We start from the raw sequence: 26781 nt of genomic DNA, 5'->3' as shown, positions 1-26781 counted from the left end.
CGCGCACCTCGGCAAGGCAGGAAACGTCCGGCCGGGTACCGAGAGGGCGCCGCCCCGGGCACCCAGAGGGCGCCGCCGGGTACCGTCACCCCGGCCGGCGCCCTCGGCCTCGCGTCGTGCCGGGCGTCAACTCTCCCGCCCGGCGCGCCCGTCCTCGTCCTCGGTCTCCCCGCCCCGGTCGTCGTCGGTGTTCGTCGTGCGGGCCGCGGCCGCGCGGCGCAGATGGCGGTGGCGGGCCGCCGGCTGGTTGCCCAGCTCCTCGCCGACCATCACGCGCACCGCGTCGCGCATCCCGTGGAGGCCCCCGGCGTGCCCCGGGCCGGCCCCGGGATCCGTGCGCAGCTCCCGCAGCAGGGACCAGCAGAGGAAGAGCATCACCACGACGAATGGCAGGGCCACCAGGATCGTCGCGCTCTGCAGGGACTCCAGCCCACCCGCCACCAGTAGCGCCGCCGCGACCGACGCCATGAGGAGACCCCAGGTGACGACGAGCCAGCGCCGCGGGTGCAGAGCGCCCCTGCTGGTCAGCGAACCCATGACCAGGGAGGCGGAGTCCGCGCTGGTGACGAAATACATCATGATCAGGATCATCGCGACCCATGCCGTCACCGTGCTGAGCGGCAGGGCGTCGAGCATCGCGAAGAGCGTCGCCTCCGTCCCTTCCTCCGCCTTCTCGGCCATGTCGACGACGCCGGTCTCGGCGAGGCGGATACCGGTTCCGCCGAGCACCACGAACCACAGAGCGGTCGCGCCGCTCGGTACGAGGAGCACGGCGAGGAGGAACTCGCGGATCGTACGGCCCTTGGAGATGCGCGCGATGAACGTACCCACGAAGGGGGCCCAGGACAGCCACCAGGCCCAGTAGAAGATCGTCCAGGCGCCCAGCCAGCTCTGGTCGCCGAAGGCGCCGGTGCGCGAGGCCATGGGGAGGAGCTGGTCCAGGTAGCCGCCGACCGAGGACGGCAGCACGTCCAGGAGGTAGACGGTCGGACCCGCTACGAAGACGAAGACCATGAGAGCCGCGGCGACGACGAGATTGATCGAGCTGAGCCATTTCACGCCGCCGTGCAGCCCGGTGAAGGCGGAGACCACGAAGGCCGCGCTGAGCACACCGATGATCACCAACTGGGCACCGGTGCTCTGGTCGAGACCCGCCGTCAGATCGAGCCCGATGGCGATCTGCAGAGCGCCGAGTCCCAGGCTCGTCGCGGTGCCGAAGACGGTGGCGAAGACGGCGAGCAGGTCCAGGACCCTGCCGAGGAGGCCGTTCGCCCTGCGTGCGCCGATGAGGGGCACGAATACGGCGCTCAATCGGTTGCCCCGGCCCTTGCGGAAGCTCGCGTACCCCAGCGCCAGGCCGACGATCCCGTAGATCGCCCACGGGGTGAGGGTCCAGTGGAAGAAGGAGTACTCCATGGCCGCGCTCGCGGCGCCCGCCGTCTGGGGCTCGGCCCCGCTGGAGGGCGGCGGGCTCAGATAGTGCGCGACGGGTTCCCCGACACCGTAGAAGATCAGCCCGATGCCCATGCCCGCGCTGAACATCATGGCGATCCACGAGAAGTCCGAGAACTCGGGCGGGGAGTCGTCCTTGCTGAGGCGGATCCGGCCGTAGCGGCTCAAGGCGATGACCAGGCAGAGGACCAGGAAGACATCGGCGGCGATGACGAAGAGCCACGCGAAGTTGTCGAGCACCCAGGGAAGAGCGGCGTCCGAGGCGTTCTCGAAGGTGTCCTTGCCGAAGGCCGCCCATAGGACGACCCCGATGACGCCCAGCGCTCCGATCGTCACCACCACGCGGTCCGGCGAGGAGTCCGTCCCGGGAGCCGCATCGGGACCGGCGCCGCCGGAGGGGGATCGGTCGGGGGGCACGTGAGCGTTCTCCGTACTCATAGTGCCCCACTATGGTCGTGTGTGAGAGATATCGGCGATATCCCACGCTTGTCGGCCGGTCTTCGTGGTGCGACTCCTGGTCCGGCGGGGAACGCCACCCCGAGGCGGCGCTCTCGTTGGTGAGGTAACCGCCGTACCTCTGGGGAGCGTCCCTCCGATGCGAAGCATCCGCAGTACCAAGCACCTCGGCCTCATCGGGATGCTGCTGATCGCCGTGGCCTTCGCCGGGCTCCAGCTGACAGCCGTCACCGGGCGGGCCTCGCCCGACACGAAGAACTACCTCTCCTACGCCCTGTCCCTCAGCGGCGAGAGCCGGGCCGAAGCGGGCCGCCGGGCCATCGCCTACTCCTGCGCCAGCCAGCAGCACGGTCCCCTGGACTCCATCCCCTGGACCAGCAGGAAGACCGCCGGGGAGTCGGAGGAGCAGTGCGTGCGCCGACTGAACGAGTCGGTCGCCCACTGGTCCCGCAACGGCAACACCTCGGGGATGATCGCGCCCTTCGCGAACCACCGCTTCATGGCCATCTTCGAGGCCCGCCCGGGGTATCCGCTCTTCCTGGTCCCCTTCGTCACCCTCTTCGGCGCGATGTGGGGTCTCTGGCTCGCGGGCCTGGTCGTCGCGCTGGCCGGAAGCGTCTGCGTCCTGCTCACCCTGCGTCGCGCGGGCGCCTCCCGGCGCGCCGGCCTGGCGGGTCAGGCGCTGTACCTCGCGCTGCCCACCGGGACGGTCGCCATGAACCCGCTGAGCGACGGGCTCTCGCTGGCTCTGGGCACGGCGGTCGTCCTCGGGTGCACGCTGCTCTCCCTGGACCGTCCCCGTACCGGAGTGGCGCTCGTCGTGGGCGGCCTGGCCCTGATGTTCCCGGTGCGCTACTCGCAGGCGCTGCTTCTGGCGGTCGCGCTCGCGGCCGGGTTCGCCCTCCGGTGGGCGTGGCTGCGCCGATACCGGCGGCCGTCGGCGCGTACGGGACGGGCGGCCGTCCTGTGCGGGGCCCTGGCCGTGGCCGTCTACGCGGGCGCGCACCTCCTGTCCTGGCCCACGGGTCAGGACAGCGCCCAGGATCTGCTGACCGACCACTACCGGCGTCCCGATCTGCCCAACCCCTGGCCGGAGTTCCTCGTCCAGGAACGGGTCTTCTGGACGGCGTGGCTCCGCCGCCAGGCCACCTATCCCGTGCTCCCCGTCCTGCTCGCGCTCTCGGCCTGGGCGCTGCTGAGGCGGCGTTCGGCGGTCCTGCCGGTCGCCCTGGCGGCGGCGTCCGCAGGCATCCTCAACCAGGCGGGCCACCCGAACCTGGACCAGCTTCTCGGCCATCGCCTCATCGTGTTCGTCTGGCTCCTCCCGGTCCTGGCCGTTCCGCTGCTGCTGGACCGGGAGCCGACGCCGTCGACGGGGGGAGAGGGGGCGCAGAGCTCACCTCTGAAGGGCCGGCGGGAGCGGGACCCCGCGGCGAACCGTGCCGCGGCCGATCGCCGCCCGGCTGTCGCCGACCGTTCCTCCCCCCGGGATTGAAGCAGCTTCGTCATACGACATGCGGCTTTGATGGACGAGAGGGAGACGGTCGGGTTCAGCACGTCCTGGGCACCGGGCCGAGCAAGCCCCCGTGGGGGTGCATTCGGGCGGCGCAGAAGCGCGGCATGGTTATGCGTGCCTAGCTGTCAGGAGGTGTCAGGCGAATATGCCTCTGGCGCTGCGTCGCATCCATGCGGCTGAAACCGGCCACATTTGCACACGGAGTCACTGGAGCGGCTGAATATCTCTGGAAGAGTGCATACGGCATATGCCTTAAGCATGTGATGTGTGTCATTTAAATAAACTCCCTCGATCGTGTGAGCTTCGTTTGTCTCTGGGTAGACGCTGGTCCTCTAGTGTGACCGTCTGGCGCGAGTGGCCTCATGGGGATACTGGCTACTCCGCTCCGGAAGTTTTTGTTACTTGCCGGTACATCTGTCGCCACCTCGCGTGATCGGTATCGTGCCGAGTGGCTGGATTTCTGCTTCGCAGACGGAAAATGCTGAATCGGCATGTCTGGAAGCGTTCGGCGAGTACGCTGTGAAGGTACTGCGAAGAGAGTGGGGGAGTCATGGCTAATCCTTTCGACGACGAGTCGGAGCGGTTCGTGGCGCTGGTGAACGACGAGGGGCAGTACTCGCTGTGGCCTGCGGGTATTGATATCCCGGGCGGCTGGCGTGTTGCCTGCCCGGAGGGGTCGCGCCAGGAATGTCTTGACGTGATCGAAGCGGCCTGGCACGACATGCGTCCCGCCAGCCTGGTGCGGGCGATGGAGGCTGACGCCGGCTAGGCCGGTTCCCCGCCGTCGCAGCTCCGCTCAGGTTCGACGGCGCCCCGAGCCTTTCCTGTCATGTCATGGGACTTCGTTTCGATCAAAATCGATCAAACGTGATCGCGCGGTAGTCAAATTATGACAGGCAATGAACTTTTCCCCTTCACCTGTGCCACTCATGTGGCACAGGTGAATACTCCGCGCCTGATGCAACGGTGAAACGGTTTCATGCCGGGGCATCGCCCCCGGTGTGAGGCCCCGCCATCCCCAATGGCTCAGGCACATCCCCGGCGCCCGGTGCATGGGTGTTCCGATCCGGTTTCACGGTCCCGCTGCTCCTTGACGGCGGTGAATTCCGTGATCGCCCCGTGCGCCTTCTTTGCCGTCCCCAAAACTCTCCCCAAAGGTGTCGTCAGGCATGCGCGAAAATCGTTCTCTTCCATCAGAAGTGGCGTCCGAGGAGTCCTTCGAACTGACCGCCGCCCAGCAGGGGGTGTGGTACGGGCAACTCATCGACCAGCACTCCCCGAAGTACAACATCGGGGAGTGTTTCGAGATCGAGGGCGAGCTCGACCAAGGGCTTTTCGCCCGCGCGCTCGGCCGGGCGGTCGCCCTCTGCGACGGTCTCAACCTCGAGTTCGTCACCGATGGCGAAACGGTCCGTCAGCGGGTGGTCGATCGCCCGGCTGACCAGAGCGACCGGCTCCGCGTGGTCGACCTCTCCGACCGCTCCACCGATGCCGTCGCCGCCGCCGAACGCTACATGGCCGACGACATGGCCACCGTGGACAGGCTCGACGCCCCGCACCACCACTTCGCGCTGTTACGCCTCGGCCCGCGGCTGCACTACTGGTACATCCGCTACCACCACATAGCCGTCGACGGCCTCGGCGGTGCCGTCTTCGCCCGCACGGTGGCCGACCTGTACACCCGTGCCGCACGCGGTGAGGACCTCGCCGCGGCCGAACTGCCCGCCGCACCTCTGCGTGATCTCCTCACCGACGAGGCGGAGTACCTCGGCTCGGACCGGTACGAGGCGGACCGCGCCTACTGGACCGGCAAGTTCACCGACCGGGCCGACGGCGCGACCGCCCCTGACGGACGCGCCGACGGGCCTCACGCGGACGCGCACGGCGGCACGCCGCTCATCTCCAAGCGCACCGACGTCCCGGCGCCGGCCGCGACCGCCGCAACCGATGTCTCGCTGCACACCGGCGACACCCTGCCCCTCTCCGTCCTGGACGGCCTGCGCCGGCTCGCCTCCGAGAACCGCACCAGCTGGAGCGCCGTCCTCGTGAGCGCGGTCGCGGCCTACGTCAGCCGGGTCACCGGAGACCGGGACGTCACCATCGGCCTCGCCTCCAACGGCCGCCACGGCGGGCTGCGGCACATCGTCGGTATGACCTCCAACATCCTGCCGCTCCGCCTGGCCCTCACCCCGGACCTGACGGTCGGCGCCCTGGTGCGCGCCGTCACCGCAGAGATGCGCGGAGCCCTGCGGCACCGCCGCTTCTCCCGCGAACAACTCGCCCGCGAGCTGAACATGGCGGACGAGGCGGCGCGCCTGACCGGCGTCGTGGTCAACGTGATGGGCTACGACTACGACCTCGACTTCGCGGGCAGCCCCGCCACCTCCCGGCTGCTCTCCATCGGCCCGGTCGACGACGTGTCCTTCTTCATCTCCGAACGGTCCGAGGGCAAGGGGCCGCTGATCGGCTTCGACACCAACCCCGACCTGTACCACCCCGAGGACGTACAGCTGCATCAGCGGGCCACCGTCGCCTTCCTGGCGGCTCTGGCGGGCGCGGACGCCGACACCCCCCTCGGTGACCTGCCGCTCCTCGACGACGACTCGGCCGAGGAGTTGCTCGCGCAGGGGCGCGGCGCCGTCCTCCCGGCCGGAACGGCGGATACGGGTCTGCCGGAGGCGTTCGGCGCGCAGGCACGCCGGACCCCGCACGCCCCGGCGGTGGTGGACGGAGCCCTCACCCTCTCCTACCGGGAACTGGCGGCGGCGGCGCAGGAGGTGTCCGGAGCACTGACCGGCCGGGGCATCGGCGCCGAGGACGGCGTCGGGGTCCTCCTCGGGCGCTCGGCCGCCGTCGTCACGGCCACGCTCGGTGTGGTGGGCGCGGGCGCCGCGTACGTACCGTTGGACCCGGCCTGGCCCGACGAGCGGCTGGACCGGGCCGCGGAGGTCTCCCACCTGCGCGCTCTGGTGGTGGACGAGGCTGCCGCCGCCCAGCCGTGGGTGCGGGAGCGGGCCGCCGACCTGCCGGTGATCGTCGTCGACCGGGCCGGTTCGATCGTGCGCGGCGCCCCGGCGCGGCAGGGAGTCCTGCCGACGGTGGAGCGTGCCGACCGGCTGGCCTACGTGATGTTCACCTCCGGCTCCACCGGCCTGCCCAAGGGGGTCGGGGTCACCCACTCCGACGTCCTCGCGCTGGCCGCCGACACCGCCTGGACGGACGGCGTGTCCGACGCGGTGCTGATGCACTCGGCGTACGTGTTCGACGCCTCCACCTTCGAGATCTGGGTCCCGCTCCTCAACGGCGGCCGGGTGGTCGTCGCGCCCGGCGGTGTCCTGGAGGCGCGGACCCTCGCGGACCTGGTGGCCCGGCACGGGGTGACCGCGGCCTTCCTGACGACGGCCCTGTTCGACGTGGTGGCCGAGGTGGACCCCGCCGCCTTCGCCGGACTGCGCCTGGTCGCCGCCGGAGGCGAGGCCGCCACCCCCGGCATGATGCAGCGCGTGGCCGCCGCCGCACCCGCCACCCGCGTCCTGCACGTGTACGGCCCCACCGAGACCACGACCTTCGCCACCCGACATCAGGTCGACGCCGGTACGGCGGGCGCGCCGCCGATCGGCCGGGCCCTGGACGGGATGCGCCTGTACGTACTCGACGCCGGTCTCGCCCTGGTGCCGCCCGGCATCGTGGGCGAGCTGTACGTCGGCGGCCGCGGTGTCGCCCGTGGCTACCAGGGCCGCCCCGCACTCACCGCGACCCGGTTCGTCGCCGACCCGTACGAGGCGGGCGGAGGCCGCATGTACCGCACCGGTGACCTGGTGCGCTGGTCCGCGCGCGGCGACATCGAGTACGTCGGGCGGGCCGACGGACAGGTCAAGCTCCGCGGCTTCCGCATCGAACCCGCCGAGATCGAGAACGCCCTGCTCGCCGATCCGGACGTACGGGCCGCCCGCGTGCTGGTCCGGGAGGATACCCCCGGCGACCGCCGGCTGGTCGCCTACGTCGTACCGGCGCCCGGCGCCCGGCCGGACGACACCGCCCTGGCCGTCCGCCTCGGGCGCACCCTGCCCGCGTACATGGTGCCCTCGGCGTTCGTGTCCCTGGACGAGCTGCCGCTGACCGCCAACGGCAAGGTCGACCGCCGTGCCCTGCCCGCGCCCCGCGTCGCCGCCACCCAGGACCGTGCCCCGCGTACCGCCTACGAGGAGGTCCTGGCCGGCCTGTTCACCGATGTCCTGGGCGTGGCCGTCGGCGTCGACGACAACTTCTTCGCCCTGGGTGGCCACTCCCTCCTCGCCACCCGCCTCATCGGCCGGGCGCGGGCAGCCCTGGGCGCCGAACTGGACCTGCGTACCCTCTTCGACCACCCCACGGTCGCCTCCCTCGCCGCCGCCCTCGACACCTCCGGCGCGGCCCGCCCCATCCTCACCCGGCAGCAGCGGCCCGCCGCCGTGCCGCTCTCCTTCGCGCAGCAGCGGCTGTGGTTCCTGGGCGGCCTCGAAGGCCCCAACTCCACCTACAACATCCCGCTCGTCCTCGAACTGGACGGGCCCCTCGACCCGGACGCGCTGCGCGCCGCGCTGGCCGACGTGGTCGCCCGGCACGAGAGCCTGCGCACGGTCTTCGCCGAACTGGACGGCATCGCCCGGCAGGAAGTCCTCGACCCGGCCGACGCCGCCTCGCTCGTCCCCCTCGTCGTCGAACTGCCCCCGGACGGTGCGGCCCCCGACGCCTGGGCCGAGGAGACGGTGCACCGGCTGACCGCCCTGCCCTTCGACCTCGACGGTGACCTCGGCGTCCGGGCCCATCTGCTCCGCCTGGGACCGGACCGCCATGTCCTGGCCCTCGTCCTGCACCACGTCGTCGCCGACGGCTGGTCCCTCGCCCCGCTCAGCCGGGACCTCGGCGCCGCCTACCGTGCCCGGACCGAGGATTCGGCCACCCCCGACTGGCCCGCGCTGCACGTGCAGTACGCCGACTACGCCCTCTGGCAGCGCCACCTGCTCGGCGACGACGGCGATCCGGACAGCCTCGCCGCCCGCCAGCTCGCCTTCTGGCGCGAAGCGCTGCACGGCGCCCCCGATCTGCTCGACCTGCCTCTCGACCGGCCGCGCCCGGCCGTGCCCAGCCACCGGGGCGACGCCGTCGCCTTCGAACTGCCCGCTCCTGCGCACGCCGCGCTCATCAGGCTGGCCCGTACAGCCGGCTGCACCCCGTTCATGGTGCTCCAGGCGGCTCTCGCCGTGACGCTGCACGCCCACGGCGCCGGTACCGACATCCCGCTGGGCACCGCGGTGGCCGGACGCACCGACGAGGCCCTGGACGATCTCGTCGGGTTCTTCGTCAACACCGTCGTCCTGCGCGCGGACCTCTCCGGTGATCCGACCTTCCGTGAACTCCTGTCCCGGACAGCCGAGTTCGACATAGCGGCCTTCAGCCATGGCGACCTCCCCTTCGAACGGCTGGTGGAGGCGCTCAACCCCGAGCGGTCCGGCGACCACCACCCGCTCTTCCAGACCATGCTGGTCCTGCAGAGCCAGGAGCGTGCGACGCTCGAACTGCCGGGCGTCACCGTCCACGACCGGTCCCGGCACACCGGCATCAGCAAGTTCGACCTCACGTTCTCGCTCACCGAGGTCACCGAGGTCACCGATCCGGCGGAGCAGGGGTCCGCCGGCGCCCCCGGCGGGATCGGCGGCTATCTGGAGTACGCCACCGACCTCTTCGACACCGCCACCGCCCACGCCCTCTGCGCCCGGTTCGCCCACGTCCTCACCCAGGCCGTGACCGACCCCGACCGGAACATCGGCGACCTCGACCCGCTCGCACCGGGCGAGCGGGAGCTTCTCCTGCGCCGGGGGCACGGCGAGGAGCGGCCCTTGCCCCTGCGGACCGCCCCCGAAGCGGTCCGGGAATGGGCCGAGCGCACCCCGCACGCGGTCGCCGTACGCGACGCGCACACGAGCCTCACCTACGCCGAACTGGACGCCCGCGCGGACGGCCTCGCCCAACTCCTGCGGGAGCGCGGAGCGGGGCGCGGGGACCGGGTGGCCCTCGCGGCACCGCCGTCGGTGGACACCGCCGTCGCCCTGCTGGCCGTCCTGCGGGCCGGCGCCGCCTACCTGCCCGTCGACCCGGAATACCCCGAGGCCCGCGTCCGCCACATGCTCGAGGACGCCCGGCCCGCCCTGCTGCTCACCACCACGGACGTCCACCGCCACCTGCCCGCCGGTGACGTCCCCTGGCTCGCCCTGGACGACCCGGCCACGCGGGTCGTGGACCCCATGGGGCCCACTCCGGCCCCACCCCGGCCGGACGAGCCCGCGTACATCATCTACACCTCAGGCTCCACCGGCCGCCCCAAGGGTGTCGTCGTGCCGCACGGCGCGCTGGCGAACCACATGGCCTGGATGGCGCGGTACCTGGTCATCACCCCGCAGGACCGGATCCTCGCCCGTACCTCCACCAGCTTCGACGCCTCCGTGTGGGAGCTGTGGCTCCCGCTCATGTACGGCGGCGAAGCCTGTGTGCTGCCGCACGAGGCCAACCGGGAGCCCGACGCCCTGGTCGCCTGGATGAGCCGGTTCGATGTCACCGTCGCCCAGTTCGTGCCCTCGCACCTGACGCTCGTCCTCGCCGAGGCGGCGCACGCCGCACCGCTTCCCGGCCTGCGTGCCGTCCTGTGCGGCGGCGAGCCGCTGCCGCGCGCCCTCACCGACGACGTGACCCGGCTGTGGCGGGCCGAGGTCCACAACCTCTACGGTCCCACCGAGGCGACCATCGACGCGACCGCGCACCGCGCGGACGGGCCGGGGGGCCGAGCGTCGGCCTGCGAACACCCCGTGACCACCGGACGCACCGCCGGTACGCCCTCCGAGACCGTCCCGATCGGCCTTCCGGTCGACACCATGCGCACCTATGTCCTCGACGGCCGGCTGCGGCCCGTACCGCCGGGCGTCACCGGGGAGCTGTACCTCGCGGGGCCCAACCTCGCCCACGGCTACCTGGAGCAGCGGAGCCTGACCGCCGGCCGTTTCGTCGCCGACCCGTTCGGCCCCGCCGGCGCTCGGATGTACCGGACGGGCGACCTCGTACGGTGGAACGCCGACGGGCTGCTCGCCTACGTCTCCCGCGCCGACGACCAGGTCAAACTCCGCGGCTTCCGCATCGAACCGGGCGAGGTCGAGGCCGCCCTGCTGGCCCGCCCCGGGGTCACCGCCGCCTGCGCGGTGATCCGCGAGGACGAACCCGGCCGGGCCCGCCTCGTCGCCTACGCCGTCACCGCGGACCCCGGCGCGCGCCCGACGGCCCTGCGCGACGCCTTGGCCGAGACCCTGCCGCACTACATGGTGCCCGGCACCGTCGTCGTCCTGGACGGCCTCCCGCTCCTGCCCAACGGCAAGGTGGACCGCCGGGCCCTGCCCGAGCCGGATCCGGACTCCGGTGCCGACGCCGTCTCCGGGACCGGTCGGCGCACCCTGCGGGAGGACCTGCTCGCGGGGATCTTCGCCGACGTCCTGCACCGGTCCCACGTGGGCACGGACGACAGCTTCTTCGACCTCGGCGGCCACTCGCTCCTCGCCATGCGCGTCGTCAGCCGCGTCCGTACCGTCCTCGGTGCCGAGATCGCCGTACGCACGCTCTTCGAGCACCCGACCGTCGCCGGGCTGGCCCGCGCCCTCGACACACCGGGCCGGGAGCGTCCCGCCCTGGTGCCCGCGGACGGACGGCCCGACCCGCTGCCGCTCTCCTTCGCCCAGCAGCGCCTGTGGTTCCTCGGCCGGCTCGAAGGGCCCAGCTCCACCTACAACATCCCGCTCGTCCTCGAACTCGACGGCTCCCTGGACCCGGACGCCCTGCGCGCCGCCCTGGCCGACGTCGTCGAACGGCACGAGGCGCTCCGCACCCTCTTCCCCGAACAGGACGGATCCCCGCACCAGCTGATCCTCCCCGCCGCCACCGCCACGCCCGCGCTGCCGGTCGTGTCCACGTCCCCCGCCGAGCTGGAGGCGGCCGTCCTGGAGGCGGTGCGCGAGCCGTTCGACATCACCACGGACCTCCCGCTGCGCGCCCTGCTCCTGCGCTCCGCGCCCGACCACCACGTCCTGGTGCTCGTCCTGCACCACATAGCGGGAGACGGCTGGTCCCTCGCACCGCTCGCTCGTCACCTCGGCCAGGCCTACCGGGCCCGACTCGCGGGAGACAGCCCCGAGTTGACGTCCGGCGCCGCGCTCCAGTACGCCGACTACACCCTCTGGCAGCACGCCGCCCTCGGCGACGGCACCGCACCCGAGAGCGTCCTGAAGCAGCAGCTCGACCACTGGCACACCGCCCTCGCCGGGCTGCCCGGCCTGATCGACCTGCCGCTGGACCGGCCGCGACCGGTCACCACCGACCCCCGGGGCGCCGTCCACACCTTCGATCTGCCGTCGCCCCTCTACGCCCGGCTCCTGCTCCTGGCGCGTGAGTCGGGGAGCAGCCTGTTCATGGTGCTCCAGGCCGCCGTGGCCACGGTGCTGCACCGGCACGGCGCGGGCGACGACATCCCGCTCGGATCGCCCGTCGCCGGCCGCACGGATGAGGCGCTGGAGGAGCTGGTCGGCTTCTTCGTCAACACCCTCGTGCTGCGCACGGACCTGTCCGGCGCACCGACCTTCCGCGATCTGCTCGACCGGGTACGCGAGTTCGACCTCTCCGCCTACGCGCACCAGGACGTGCCCTTCGAACGCCTGGTGGAGAGCCTCAACCCGGTCCGGGCGCGCAACCACCACCCGCTTTTCCAGACCATGCTGGTCCTGCAGAACCAGGAGACCGCCCAGCCCGACCTGCCAGGTCTCACCGTCGAAGGCCGGCTGGTCCACAACGGCCTGAGCAAGTTCGACCTCACCTTCGCCTTCACGGAGGAGTCCACCGAGGAGTCCACCGAGAGGGAGGGGGCGGGCACCCTCACCGCCGGGATCGAGTACGCCACGGCCCTCTTCGACCGGACCACCGTCCAGACCCTCGCGACCCGACTGGTCCGCCTCCTGGAGCAGGTGGCCGCCGACCCCTCCCTGCCCCTGGCGGCCTACGACCTGATGGACGCCGACGAGCACACCCGGGTCACGCGCTGGGGCAGCGGCCGCGCCCTGCCCGCGGAGCCGGACGCCACCCTGCCCACGCTCTTCGCGGACCAGGCGCGCCGCACCCCGGAGGCCGTGGCTGTCACCGGCGACGGCGACACCCTGACGTACGCCGAACTCGACGAGATCTCCGAGGCCCTCGCGCGTGCGCTGGCGGGCCTCGGTGCCGGCCCCGAGCGCGGGATCGGCGTGCTGCTCGCCCGGTCGCCGGCCGTGGTGTCGGTCTCCCTCGGCACCGTCCGTACCGCCGGTGCCTACGTCCCGCTGGACGCACGCTGGCCCGCCGAACGGCTCGACCAGGTCGCCGGCGTGGCGGACCTACAAGTCCTCGTCGTCGACGAGGAGGCCCTCACCTCGCCCTGGGTGGCCGCGACCGCCGCGCGGATTCCGGTCCTCGTCGTGGACCGGCTCGGCCGGATCCTGCGCGGCGCACCCGAGCGCCCCGGCCACCCGGCGGTGGTGCCGGGCACCGCGTCCCTCGCCTACGTGATGTTCACCTCCGGCTCGACCGGCCTGCCCAAGGGGGTGGGCGTCACGCACGCCGACGTGGTCGCGCTCACCGCCGACTCCGCCTGGCAGGACGGCGCCGCCGACGCGGTGCTGATGCACTCGGCGTACGTCTTCGACGCCTCCACGTTCGAGATCTGGGCCCCGCTCCTGAACGGCGGCCGGATCGTCGTCGCCCCGGACGGCGTCCTGGAGGCCCGCACTCTCGGAGAGGCCGTCCAGGAGCACAAGGTGAGCGCCGTCTTCATGACGACCGCCCTGTTCAACGTGATCGCCGAGACCGACCCGGGCGCCTTCACCGGGCTGCGCCTGCTCTGCGCCGGGGGAGAGCTGGCCTCCCCGGACGCGATGCAGCGGGTCGCCCACTCCGCCCCCAGCACGCGCGTCCTGCACGTGTACGGACCCACCGAGACCACCACCTTCGCCACCCGCCACCACGTGACGGCCGGCCTGCCGTCCGGGCCACCGCCCATCGGGCGCCCCCTGGACGGCATGCGCTGCTACGTCCTGGACGGCTCCCTGGTCCCGGTCCCGCCGGGTGTCGTGGGCGAGCTGTACCTCGCCGGACGCGGCGTGGCACGCGGGTACACCGGACTCCCGGGGCTGACCGCCACGCGCTTCGTCGCCGACCCGTTCGATTCCGTCGGCGGCCGGATGTACCGGACCGGCGACCTCGTCCGGTGGACCCCCGAGGGCCACATCGCCTACGTCACCCGCGCCGACGGCCAGGTCAAGCTGCGCGGCTACCGCATCGAACTGGGCGAGGTCGAAGGAGTGCTGGCCCTCTGCGAGGGGGTCGCCGACACCTTCGCCGTCGTACGCGAGGACATCCCCGGCGACCGGCGCCTCGTCGCGTACGTGGTGCCGGCCGCCGGCGCCCACCTCGAAGCGGGCGACCTCGCGCGGGTTGTCGGCCGGTCCCTGCCCGCCTACATGGTGCCCTCGGCGTTCGTCCTGCTCGACGCGTTGCCGCTGACCCTCAACGGCAAGGTGGACCACCGCGCGCTGCCGGAGCCCGACCACCACGCCCCGGTCCGCGGACGCGCCGCCCGCACCGCCCGCGAGGAGATCCTGTGCGGGCTCTACGCCGACATCCTCGGCCTGGACGGGACCGGCGTGGACGACGACTTCTTCGCCCTGGGCGGCCACTCCCTGCTCGCCACCCGCCTCGCCGCCCGCATCCGCACCGCGCTCGGCGTCGAGATCCAGGTCAAGGCCCTCTTCGAGCACCCCACACCGGCCGCGCTCGCCGCCGCACTGGAGGGAGCCGAGGAGGCCAGGAGCCCCCTGGAGCGCACAGGGTCCCGTCCCGATCCGCTGCCGCTGTCCTTCGCGCAACAGCGGCTGTGGTTCCTCAACCGGCTCGAGGGGCCCAGCGCGACGTACAACGTGCCCCTGGTGCTGCGGCTGGACGGGCCGCTCGACGCGGAGGCGCTGGAGAGCGCCCTCGCGGACGTGGTGGAACGGCACGAGAGCCTGCGCACGGTCTTTCCCGAGACCGACGGGGTGGCACGCCAGCTCGTCCTGGACTCCGGTCACGCCGATCTCGATCTGACGCCCGTCGACACCGACCCGGCCCGCCTGGACGAACTGCTGACCACCGAGGTGGCCCACGCCTTCGACGTGGCCGCCGAGATACCCGTACGCGCCCGGCTGGTGCGGCTCGGCGCCGAGGCCCACGTCCTCGTGCTGGTCGTCCACCACATCGCGGGCGACGGCTGGTCCCTCGCCCCGCTCGCTCGCGACCTGGGCGAGGCGTACCGGGCGCGGACGCAGGGCGAGGAACCCGGCTGGACGGAGCTCGCCGTCCAGTACGCCGACTACACCCTGTGGCAGCGCGCCCTGCTCGGCGACGAGAGCGACCCGGCCAGCCAGGCCGCCCGCCAGCTGGACTTCTGGCGCACCGCGCTCGCCGGGGCCCCTGAACTGCTCGACCTGCCTCTGGACCACCCGCGCCCCGCGATCCCCGCCTACCGGGGTGACGCGTTCGCCTTCCCTGTGGACGCGCGGACCCACGAGGCCCTGACCGCGCTCGCCCGGGCCCGTGGATGCAGTCTCTTCATGGTGCTCCAAGCGGCCCTGTCGGTGCTGCTGGCCCGGCACGGCGCCGGGGAGGACATCCCGCTCGGCACCGCCGTGGCCGGACGCACCGACGAGGCGCTGGACGACCTGGTGGGCTTCTTCGTCAACACCCTCGTCCTGCGCACCGACCTGACCGGGGACCCCACCTTCGGTGAAGTCCTGGACCGGGTAAGGGAGTTCGACCTGTCGGCCTACGCCCACCAGGACGTGCCGTTCGAGCGGCTGGTGGACTCGCTCGACCCGACCCGCGCCCAGAACCACCACCCGCTCTTCCAGACCATGCTCGTCCTCCAGAACCAGGCGGACGCCACTGTCGACCTGCCCGGCCTGACGGTGACGGGACAGCCCGTGCACACCGGCATCAGCAAGTTCGACCTGACCTTCACCTTCAGCGAGACCCACGACGAAGCGGGCCGCCCCGCCGGACTGGACGGCCATCTGGAGTTCTCCACCGACCTCTTCACCCACACCACCGCGCACACCCTGGCCGCCCGGCTGACGCGCCTGCTCGCCACCCTCGCCGCCGACCCCGAGCTCCCGGTCCACGCCGTCGACATCCTGGACGAGGCCGAGCGCCGGAGCCTGGAGCGGACCGCCCACGGCCCGGTCCGGCCGGTCGCCGCGCGCACGGTACCCGAGGCCTTCCGCGCGCAGTGCGCCCGGACGCCCGACGCGGTGGCCGTACGGGACGGCGTGCACCGCCTCACCTTCGGCGAGCTCGACGCACTCTCCGACGACCTGGCCCACCATCTGCACAGCCGGTCCATCGGCCACGGCGACCTCGTCGCCCTCGCCCTGGAAGGAACCGCCGACCAGGTCGTCGCGATGCTCGCGGTGGCCAAGGCCGGAGCCGCCTACCTGCCCGTCGACCTGGAATACCCCGAGGCGCGCGTCGCCTACATGCTCCAGGACGCCCGGCCGGCGCTGCTCCTGACCCACGGCACCGCCCGTACCGCGCGGTTCGCCTCATCCGTCCCCTGCCTCGCACTGGACGACCGGGCCGCCTGGTCCACCGGTAGCGCTGCGCCGCCCGGCGTCGCGCCGGACCCGCGCGACACCGCGTACGTCATCTACACCTCCGGCTCCACCGGCCGCCCCAAGGGCGTCCTCGTCCCGCACGCCTCGCTGACCAACCACATGGCCTGGATGGCCGGACACCTCGGACTCACCGCCGACGACCGGATCCTCGCCCGCACCTCGCCGAGCTTCGACGCGTCGGTCTGGGAGACCTGGCTGCCGCTCCTGCACGGCGGCTCCACCTGCCCGGTGGAGCCCGCCGTCAATCACGACCCGGCCGCGCTGCTGGCCCGGATGCGGGAAGCGGGCGTGACCGTCGCCCAGTTCGTGCCCTCGCACCTCGCGGTCGTCCTCGCCGAGACCCGCCCCGACCAGGCGCCCGCCACCTTGCGGGCCGTCCTGTGCGGCGGCGAGCCCCTGGCCCGGTCGCTGGCGGAGCGGGTCGGAGCGGACTGGGGCACCGACGTGCACAACCTCTACGGGCCCACCGAGACGACCATCGACGCCACCGCCCACCACCACCGCGGTGAGGAGGTGGAGACCTCGGCGGGGGAGGGGACCGTGCCGCTCGGCCGCCCCGTCGACAACACCCGTGCCTACGTCCTGGACGCGTACCTCCAGCCGGTGCCGCCGGGCGTCACCGGCGAGCTCCACCTCGCGGGCGACGGCCTCGCCCGCGGCTACCTGGGCCGCCCCGGTCTGACCGCCGCCCGGTTCGTCGCGGATCCGTTCGGCCCCGCCGGCAGCCGCATGTACCGCACGGGCGACCTGGTCCGCCGGGACGCCGACGGCCTGCTCAGCTACGTCTCCCGGGCCGACGACCAGGTCAAGCTGCACGGCTTCCGCATCGAGCTCGGCGAGATCGAGGCCGCGCTCACCGCGCTCGACGGCATCACCGCCGCCTGCGCCGTCGTCCGCGAGGACCGGCCGGGCGAACGGCGCCTGGTCGCCTACACCGTCCCCGCCCGGAGCGAGGGCACCGAACCCCTCACCGACGCCGGAGTGCGGGCCCTCCTGACATCGGCCCTGCCCCCGTACATGGTGCCCGCCGTCCTCGTCACCCTGGACGCGCTGCCGCTGCTGCCCAACGGCAAGACCGACCGGCGCGCCCTGCCCGCCCCGGCGCGCCCGGCCGCCACCCGCCCGGGCGGCCAGCCGCGCACTCCGCGGGAACGCGTCCTGTGCGAGGTGTTCGCCTCGGTCCTGGGCACCCCCGGCGTCCGTGCCGACGACGACTTCTTCGCGCTCGGCGGCGACAGCATCCTCTCCATCCAACTGGTCAGCCGGGCCCGCGCGGCCGGCCTCGGGGTCACTCCGCGCGACGTCTTCGTCCACCGCACGCCCGAGGCCATCGCGGCCGCCGCCACCGCGCTCGACCAGAACACCGCCCTTCCGGCCGAACCGGGCACCGGCGAGATGCCGCCGACCCCCATCATCGCCTGGCTGCTGGAGCGGCCGGGCCCCACCGACGGCTACAACCAGTCCGGGGTGCTGCGCACACCCGCGGGCGCCGACGAGGACTCGCTCGTCGCCACTCTCCAACTCCTCATCGACCACCACGACATGCTCCGCCTGAAGGTCACCCGCCCGGCCGAGGGGGAGCCCGTACTCGAAGCCCTGCCGCCCGGCGCCGTACCGGCCCGCCGCCGCTTCACCCGTGTCGACGTCGCGGGCCTCGGGCCCGACGCCGTCCGCGCCGCGCTCACCGAGGCGGGCGAAGCGGCCCGCGGGCGGCTGCGGCCCGCGCACGGGGAGGTGATCGAGGCCGTGTGGTGCGACGCCGGGCCGCACACACGCGGACGGCTGCTGCTCATCGTGCACCACCTGGCCGTCGACGCCGTCTCCTGGCGCATCCTCGCCGCCGACCTCGCCACCGCCTGGCAGGGCGTCACCGAGGGGACGGCCGCCGCGCTGCCCGCCGTCGCCACGCCCTACCGGAGCTGGGCGCACCTCCTCGCCTCGCAGGCGCGCGGAACCGCCCGCGCGACCGAACTCCCGCTGTGGGAAACGGCGCTGGGCACCCCCGACCCGCAGCTCGGGTACCGCGCCCTCGACCCGCGCACGGACACCGCCGACCGCACCCGCACCCTGACCGCCCGCCTGCCCGCCACCTGGACCAGGCCCCTGCTCACCACCGTCCCCACCGCCTTCCACGCCGGGGTGGACGACGTCCTGCTCACCGGCCTCGCCCTCGCCGTCAGCTCCTGGCGGGCGCAGCGGGCCGGCGACCGGACGGGGGAGAGCGGCCTGCTGCTCGACCTGGAAGGGCACGGCCGCGAGCAGATCGCCGACCACATCGACCTGTCCCGCACCGTCGGCTGGTTCACCAGCCTCTACCCGGTCCGGCTCGACCCCGGGCCCGTCGACGCCCGCCAGCCGGGGAACTTCGATGCCGCACTGGTGGAACGCGCCCTCAAACGCGTCAAGGAACAGCTGCGGACCGTCCCCGACCACGGCGTCGGCTACGGCATGCTCCGCCACCTCAACCCGGCCACCCGCCCCCGGCTCGCCGCCGCGCCACAGCCGCAGATCGGCTTCAACTACCTGGGCCGGTACGCCGCTGTGTCCGGGGCGGCGGGAGGAGACGGGGACCCGGGCACCGACTGGGAGGTCCTGCTCGACGGCGGCGGGCCGCCCAGCCAGGACCCGGACATGCCCGTCCACCACGTCCTCGACATCAACGCGCACACCGAGGACCTGCCGGAGGGCCCCCGCCTGGTGATCCGCTGGACCTGGCCCGTCGACCTCCTCAAGGAGGAGGACGTGGAGATCCTGTCCGACACCTTCGTCCGCGCCCTGCGGGCCATCGCCGAACACGCCGAACGACCCGAAGCGGGCGGTTACACGCCCTCCGACCTTCCCCTGGTCTCGCTCAACCAGGCCCAGATCGACCGACTTCAGAACAAGTGGGGTGGACGCAAGTGACCGGGTTCCAACTGGAAGACGTACTACCGCTGACGCCGTTGCAGGCGGGCATGCTCTTCCACGCGCTGTACGACTCCGACGCCGTGGACGTCTACACCGCGCAGTTCGTCTTCGACCTCGAAGGCCCCGTCAGCGTCCCGGCGCTGCACGCCGCCGTCGGCACCCTGCTCCGCCGCCACCCCAACCTGCGGGCCGGCTTCCTCCACGAGGACCTCGACGAGCCGGTGCAGGCCGTCGCCGCCGAGGTGCCGGTGCCGCTCGAAGAGCTCGACCTGACCATGGCCGGCGGCACCGGCACGCCGGCGGAGCGGCTCGCCGCGTTCCTGGCCGCCGACCGTACCCGCCGCTTCGACCTCACCACCCCGCCACTGATGCGGTTCACCCTCGTGCACACCGGGCCGCAGCAGCACCGGCTGGTCATGACGAGCCACCACATCCTGCTCGACGGCTGGTCGATGCCCCTGCTCGTCACCGAACTCTTCGAACTGTACGCACGCGGCGGCGATGACAGCTCCCTGCCCCGCGTCGCCCCCTACCGCACCTACCTCGCCTGGCTGGCCCAGCAGGACCGCGAAGCCGCCCTGGACGCCTGGCGCACCGCCCTGGACGGGATCGAGGCGCCCACGCTGCTGGCCGGGCGCTCCACCCCCGACGCGCCGGGAACCGGCGAACTGCCGCAGACCCTCGTCCTGGACCTGGACGCGGCCACCACTGGGCTGCTCCGCGAGACGGCCCGCGCCCACCGGCTCACCCTCAACACCCTGGTCCAAGGCGCCTGGGGCCTGCTGCTCGGCCGCCTCACCGGACGCTCCGACATCGTCTTCGGCACCACCGTCTCCGGCCGCCCGCCGGAGGTGCCCGGCATCGAGTCGATGGTCGGGCTGTTCATCAACACCGTGCCCGTACGGCTCCGCCCGGAGCCCGGCGAGACCCTGGCCGCGCTGCTGACCCGGCTCCAGGAGGGGCAGGGCCGCCTGCTCGGCAGCCAGCACGTCGGCCTGACCGAGATAGCCGGCGTCACCGGACTGGACGAACTCTTCGACACCCTGGTCGTGTTCGAGAACTATCCGATGGACGCCGAGGCCCTGCGCACCGCGCAGCGACAGCTGCCCGGTCTCAGCGTCACCGGGTTCAGTGGTACGGACGCGGCCCACTACCCCCTCACCCTCACCGTCGCCCCGGGCGACGCGCTGAGGATCACCTTCGGATACCGGGCCGCCGCCCTGGACCGGGACGAGGTGGCCCGCACGGTCGCCCGTCTGCGGCGCCTGCTGACCACGATGGCGCAGGGGCTGGACCTCCGCGCCGACACCGTCCCCGTACTCCTGGACGGTGAACGCGACGCGCTGCTCGCCCAGGGGCGTGGTGCCGGACTCGCCGACGGGACGACGGAGCTGAGCGTTCCGGACGCCTTCGCCCGGCATGCCGCCGCCCGCCCGGACGCGGTGGCGGTCTCCGGCACCGGAGAGCCCCTGACGTACCAGCAACTGCAATTACTGTCGGATGAGTTGGCCAGTGCCCTGACGGGCCACGGAACCGTCGCCGAGGAGGGCGTCGGCATTCTCCTGGGCCGCTCGGCCGCCCTGGTCACCGCCTCCCTCGCGGCCCTGCGCGCGGGAGCCGCCTACGTGCCCCTCGATCCGGCCTGGCCCGCCGACCGGCTCACCCGGGTCGCCCAAGTGGCCCCCCTGCGCGCCCTGATCGTCGACGAGACCACCCGCGACCACCCCTGGGTGCGGCGACTGGGCCCCGAGGTGGCCGTGCTGACCGTCGACGCCGCCGGCCGGCTCCGGCAGGGCGGACCGGACAGCCCCGGCCCCCTCCCGGTTGCCGTGGGCGCCGCCCGGCTCGCGTACGTGATGTTCACCTCCGGCTCCACCGGACTGCCCAAGGGCGTCGGCGTCACCCACGGCGACATCACCGCCCTGGCCGCCGACCGGACCTGGGACGACGGGGTGGCCGACGCCGTGCTGCTGCACTCGGCGTACGTGTTCGACGCCTCCACCTTCGAGATCTGGGCGCCCCTCCTGAACGGCGGCCGGGTGGTCGTGGCCCCTTCCGGAGTCCTGCAACCCGCCGTGATCCGGGACCTCGTCGCCGGGCACGGCGTGACGGCGGCGTTCCTGACGACGGCCCTGTTCAACGTCATCGCCGAGACCGACCCCGGCGCCCTCGGCCTGCTGCGCCTGGCCGCAGCCGGGGGAGAGGCCGCCGCGCCCGGAGTCCTCCAGCGGCTCGCCGCCGCACACCCCGCCACCAGCGTCCTCAACGTCTACGGGCCCACCGAGACCACCACCTTCGCCACCCTCCACCGCGTCCGCCCCGAGCGCCCGTCCGAGGGTGTGCCCCCGATCGGCCGACCGCTCGACGGCATGCGCGCCTATGTCCTGGACGCCGGCATGCGGCCCGTACCGCCCGGCGCCGAGGGGGAGCTGTACATCGCGGGGGCCGGGGTCGCGCGCGGCTACCTGGGGCGCCCCGGCCTCACCGCCACCCGGTTCGTCGCCGACCCGTTCGCCGGGAGCGGGGAGCGCATGTACCGCACCGGCGACCTCGTGCGCCGGAGCGCCGACGGGACCCTGCACTACGTGGCCCGGGCCGACCAGCAGATCAAACTCCGCGGCCACCGCATCGAACCCGCGGAGATCGAGGCGGTCCTCCTCTCCGACCCCTCCGTGCGCGCCGCCTGCGTCCTGGTCCGCGAGGACCTGCCCGGCGACCGCACCCTCACCGCCTACGTCGTCCCCGCACCCGGGCACATCCCCGACCCGGACCGGCTCACCGCGCACCTCGGCCGCCACCTGCCCGCCTTTTCGGTGCCGGCCGCCATCCAGCCGCTCGACGCCCTGCCGATGACCCCCAACGGCAAACTCGACCGGGCGGCCCTGCCCGCGCCCACCACCTCGCGCGGCACGTTGGGCCGGGCGCCGCGCGGCGCCCGCGAGGAGATCCTCGCCGGGCTCTTCGCCGACGTGCTCGGCGTGGACCGCGTCTTCGCCGACGACAACTTCTTCGCCCAGGGCGGCCACTCCCTGCTCGCCACCCGCCTCGTCGGCCGCGTGCGCACCGCCCTGAACACCGAGACCGAGATCCGCACCCTCTTCGAGAACCCCACCGTCGCCACGCTCGCCGCCGCCCTGGAGGAGGCGGACCGCCCGGCGCGCCCCGCCCTCGTCCCGCAGCAGCGCCCCATCGCGCTCCCGCTCTCGTACGCCCAGCAGCGCCTGTGGTTCCTCCACCGGCTCGAAGGGCCCTCCGCCACCTACAACATCCCCTTCGCCGCCCGCATCGACGGCCCGCTCGACACCGAGGCCCTGCGCCGAGCCCTGTCCGACGTCATCACCCGCCACGCCGCCCTGCGCACCTCGTTCCCCGAGGAGGGCCGGGGACCGCGCCAGCACATCACCGCGCCCGACGACGTCCGCCTGCCGTTCGTCCTCGAAGCCGTCGAGGCGAACGATGCCGCCGACCGGATCAGGGCCGCCGCGACCGAACCGATCGACATCGAGCAGGGCCTTCCCCTCCAGGCGACCCTGCTGCGCCTGGCCGACGGCGCCCACATCCTGGTCCTGGTGATCCACCACATCGCCGCCGACGGCTCGTCCCTGGCACCCCTCACCCGAGACCTCTCCACCGCTTACCGGGCCCGCGCCCACGCCGAACCCCCGGCCTGGAACGAACTCCCCGTCGACTACGCCGACCACACCCTCTGGCAGCGCGGTCTCCTCGGCGACGAACACGACCCCGAAAGCGTCGTATCCCGCCAACTCGCCCACTGGAAGGGCGCGCTGGGCGGGCTGCCGGAAATGATCGAGCTGCCGTGGGACCGGCCGCGGCCCGCCGTACCCCGGCACACCGGCGCCACCCACGACTTCACCCTCGACCCCACCACCACCCGTCAGATCACCGACCTCGCTCGCGCCACCGGATGCAGCGTCTTCATGGTGCTCCAGGCCGCGCTGTCGCTGGCGCTCTCCCGGCACGGCGCCGGCGACGACATCCCGCTGGGCACCGCCGTCGCCGGACGTACCGACGAGGCCGCCTCCGACCTCGTCGGCTTCTTCGTCAACACGCTCGTGCTGCGCACGGACCTGACCGGCGACCCGACCTTCCTCGAACTCCTGGACCGCGTGAAGGAGTTCGACCTCTCCGCCTACGCCCACCAGGACGTCCCCTTCGAGCGCCTGGTCGAGCTGCTGAACCCCACGCGCTCGCAGAACCACCACCCGCTCTTCCAGACCATGCTCATCCTTCAGAACCACACCCCCGCCGCCCCCCTCGACCTGCCCGGCCTCACCGTCACCGGTGTGGCGGCGGACCCCGAGGTGGCCAAGTTCGACCTGTCGTTCACCTTCACCGAGATACCCGACGAGGGCAGCGGGACCCCGAGCGGTATGCGGGGAGCGGTCGACTACGCGACGGAACTCTTCGACCCCGCCACCGTCCGCGACCTCGCCGAACGGCTCACCCTGCTGCTCGGCGCCGTCTCCGCCGACCCCGACCGTCCGCTGCGCGACTACGACGTGCTCACCACCGCCGAGCGCACCCGGCTGACCGCCTGGGGAACCGGCCCCGGCCAGGACGCCCCCGGCTCCACGGTCCCCGAACTCTTCGACCAGTGGGTCCGGCGCACCCCCGACGCCCCGGCGGTCCGCGACGCGGACACCACCCTCACCTACGCCGAGCTCGACGCCCGCGCCGACGCCCTCGCCCGCCACCTCACCGCCCGGGGCATCGGCCCCGAGGACCGGGTGGCGGTCGCCCTGCCCCGCACCCACGAACTCGTCGTGGCCCTCCTCGCCATCCTCCGGAGCGGAGCGGCCTACGTGCCGCTCGACCCCGACTACCCGGCCCAGCGCCTGTCCTACATGCTCGACGACGCCCGGCCGCGCCTGCTCCTCACCACCCCCGCCATCCACCGCCGTCTCCCCGCCTCGCCGGTGCCGCACCTGCACCTCGACGGCCTCGCGGACAGCGCCGCCCCCACCGCCCATGCCCGGCCCTCGCGCCCCGCGCATCCGGCGTACGTCATCTACACCTCCGGCTCCACCGGCCGCCCCAAGGGCGTCGTGGTCACCCACCAGGGCGCCGGAGCCATGGCCAGGAGCCAGAGCGAGCGGCTGCGCGTCACCCCGGGCAGCCGGGTTCTCCACATGGCCTCCGTCAGCTTCGACGCGGCGTTCTGGGAGCTCTGCATGGGGCTGCTCTCCGGGGCCTGCCTGGAGATCGACGAACGCGACGCCCTGCATCCCGGCCCGGCCCTCGCCGCCCTGATCCGCGAGCGGGGTGTCACCCACCTGACCCTGCCGCCCGCCGCCCTCGCCGTGATGCCGCCCGGCTCCCTGCCCATTGGCACCACGATCGTCCTCGCCGGTGAGGCGTGCACGCCGGCGCTGGTGCGCTCGTGGGCGCGGGACCGGTTCCTCGTGAACGCCTACGGCCCCACGGAGACCACCGTCTGCGCCACCATGAGCACCTTCCAGTACGCGGAGGGGCCCCTCGCCCCCGACCGCACCGTGCCCATCGGCGTTCCCGTCGACGGCACCCGCGTCCACGTCCTGGACGACCGGCTGGCGCCCGTGCCGCCCGGCGTCGTCGGCGAACTGTACGTCTCCGGTGCGGGAGTGGCCCGCGGCTACCACGGCCGCGCCGCCCTGACCGCGACGCGGTTCGTCGCCGACCCGTACGACCGCACGGGAGGCCGCATGTACCGCACCGGCGACCTGGTGCGCTGGACGGCCGAGGGGGAGCTCGTCTACGTCTCCCGCGTCGACGACCAGGTCAAACTGCGCGGCTTCCGCATCGAACTCGGCGAGATCGAGGCCGCCCTCACCGCCCTGCCCGGCCTCGGGGCGGCCTGCGCCGTCGTCCGCGAGGACCGGCCGGGCGACCGGCGGCTGGTGGCGTACACCGTGTCCGCGGACGGGGCGGCGGCCCCGGACGAGGCGGAGCTGCGCGCTCACCTCGCCACCACCCTGCCCAGCCATATGATCCCCGCCGCCTTCGTCCGGCTCGCCGCGCTGCCCGTCACCCCCAACGGCAAGACCGACCGGCGCGCCCTGCCCGCACCCGAGGTGACCGCGCCGACCGGGAGCCGTCCGCCCCGAACCGACCGGGAACGCGCGCTGTGCGAGGTGTTCGCCGAGACGCTCGGTGTGCCCCAGGTCGGGGTGTCGGACGACTTCTTCGCCCTGGGTGGCCACTCGCTGCTCGCCGTCACCCTCGCCCAGCGGATCGGTGAGCGGTGCGGCCGACGCCCCTCTCTGCGGGAGCTGTTCGCGGCGCCCACCGTGGAGGGCATGGACCACCTCCTGGGACGTGTCGCGGGCGAGCGGGACGCGGAGCACACCGCCACCCTCGACCTCGCCGCCGAGGTCCACCTGGCCGCGGACATCAGGGGCGCCGACCGGGACATCCCGGCGGGCAGCGCGACCCCGCTGCCCGCACCCACCCGCAGCCGGCCTCTCCGCCCGTCCAGGCGGCCCCTGCTAACCGGAGCCTCCGGCTTCCTCGGCGCCTTCCTCCTGCGCGACCTCATCGAGGTCACCGGCGGCCCGGTCGACTGCCTCGTACGAGCCGAGAACGAGCGCAGGGCGGCGCACCGGCTGCGGGCCAACCTGGAGCACTACGGCCTCTGGCACCCCCGGTACGCGGAACTGATCCGTCCCGTCCCCGGCGACCTGGCGGCCCCCGGCCTCGGACTGTCCCCCGATGTCCGGGCCGCCCTGGCCCGCCGGCTCGGCCCGGTCCTGCACAACGGCGCTCGCGTCAACTTCGCCGCCGCCTACGGCGATCTGCGCGCCCCCAACGTGGCCGGCACCGAGGAACTGCTGCGCCTGCTCGCCGAATCCGACTCACCCGGCATGCACTACATCTCCACGACCAGCGTCTACGCCCCCACACCGGACCCCGGCCCGGCCGCCGTCACGGAGACCACCCCGACGGGTCCCGCGTCCGCACTCCCCGACGGATACGCGCAGAGCAAGTGGGTCGCGGAGGGCCTCATCGCTCTGGCCCGCGAGCGCGGCCTGCCGGTGACCGTCCACCGGCCCGGCCGTATCAGCGGGGACACCGCCACGGGAGCCTGCCAGGACCGCGACCTGCTGTGGCAGCTCATCAAGGGCTGCCTCCAGGCCAGGGCGATACCCGACCTGCCGCCCGGGTCCACCGACTGGGTGCCCGTGGACTACGTCAGCGCGGCGATCGTGGCCTTCTCCACCTCCGGCCGGACGGGCACGGAGACCTGGCACTTCACCAATCCGGACGCGCCGGCCCTGGACCGTGTCTTCGAGACGGCCGCTCGTCTCGGCCACGAGCTGCGTACCGTCACCGCGGCCGACTGGCAGGCCCGGGTGGCAGCACAGCACGACAACGCCGCGCAGCTCTTCCTCGGCAGCGAGGACCAGGCCCGGCAGGCGACGGTCGGACATCGGCGCTTCGACTCCACCCGGACGGCCAAGGCGGCGGCCGACCTGGGGGTGCACCTGCCCCAGCTGACCGACGAGGTCCTGAACCGCTACCTGACGTACTTCCACGGCACAGGCTTCCTGCCGCTGCCCTCGGTGGTCACTCCGTGATCCGGAGCCGGGCCGCCCAAACCGTAGGCGGCCCGGCCTCCCGCAGCGCACTCTGTGCGGGAGGGCCTACGGGGTCGGATCGGACCAGGTCGAAACGCTCCAGATCCACGACTTGCGTCGCCGGTGG

General features: G+C 73.2%; 5 protein-coding genes. 4 read left to right on the top strand and 1 reads right to left on the bottom strand.

Annotation, left to right across the window (positions count from 1 at the left end; all coding sequences use genetic code 11):
* Positions 1 to 126 precede the first annotated feature (126 nt).
* The gene (locus ACFWRT_RS03870) at positions 127 to 1890 is read right to left on the bottom strand and encodes a BCCT family transporter (RefSeq protein WP_380951049.1); all 1764 of its coding nucleotides are present in this window, start codon (positions 1888 to 1890) and stop codon (positions 127 to 129) included.
* Positions 1891 to 2047: 157 nt separating this feature from the next.
* Between ACFWRT_RS03870 and ACFWRT_RS03865 the strand changes: the two genes are divergently transcribed.
* From ACFWRT_RS03865 to ACFWRT_RS03850, 4 genes are all read left to right on the top strand, one after another.
* Positions 2048 to 3403 carry a hypothetical protein gene (locus ACFWRT_RS03865; RefSeq protein ID WP_380951050.1) on the top strand — a complete coding sequence of 452 codons (1356 nt, stop codon included), beginning with the start codon at positions 2048 to 2050 and terminating at the stop codon, positions 3401 to 3403.
* A 571-nt stretch (positions 3404 to 3974) separates the two neighbouring features.
* Positions 3975 to 4193, top strand: a complete 219-nt coding sequence (locus tag ACFWRT_RS03860) for an MbtH family protein (RefSeq protein ID WP_380951051.1) — start codon at positions 3975 to 3977, stop codon at positions 4191 to 4193.
* Between the two features lie 400 nt (positions 4194 to 4593).
* A complete protein-coding gene (locus ACFWRT_RS03855; RefSeq protein ID WP_380951052.1) occupies positions 4594 to 19077 on the top strand; it encodes an amino acid adenylation domain-containing protein in 14484 nt (4827 codons plus the stop codon).
* Positions 19074 to 26654, top strand: coding sequence for an amino acid adenylation domain-containing protein (locus ACFWRT_RS03850; protein ID WP_380951053.1), 7581 nt, complete (start codon positions 19074 to 19076; stop codon positions 26652 to 26654). Before ACFWRT_RS03855 ends, ACFWRT_RS03850 begins: the two co-directional genes overlap by 4 nt.
* Positions 26655 to 26781: the final 127 nt, after the last annotated feature.

This window comes from Streptomyces cyaneofuscatus (assembly GCF_042718795.1).
Lineage (GTDB): Bacteria > Actinomycetota > Actinomycetes > Streptomycetales > Streptomycetaceae > Streptomyces > Streptomyces cyaneofuscatus_A.
The sequence above is the reverse complement of the archived record's forward strand: the minus strand, read 5'-3'. Positions and strand labels throughout refer to the sequence as shown.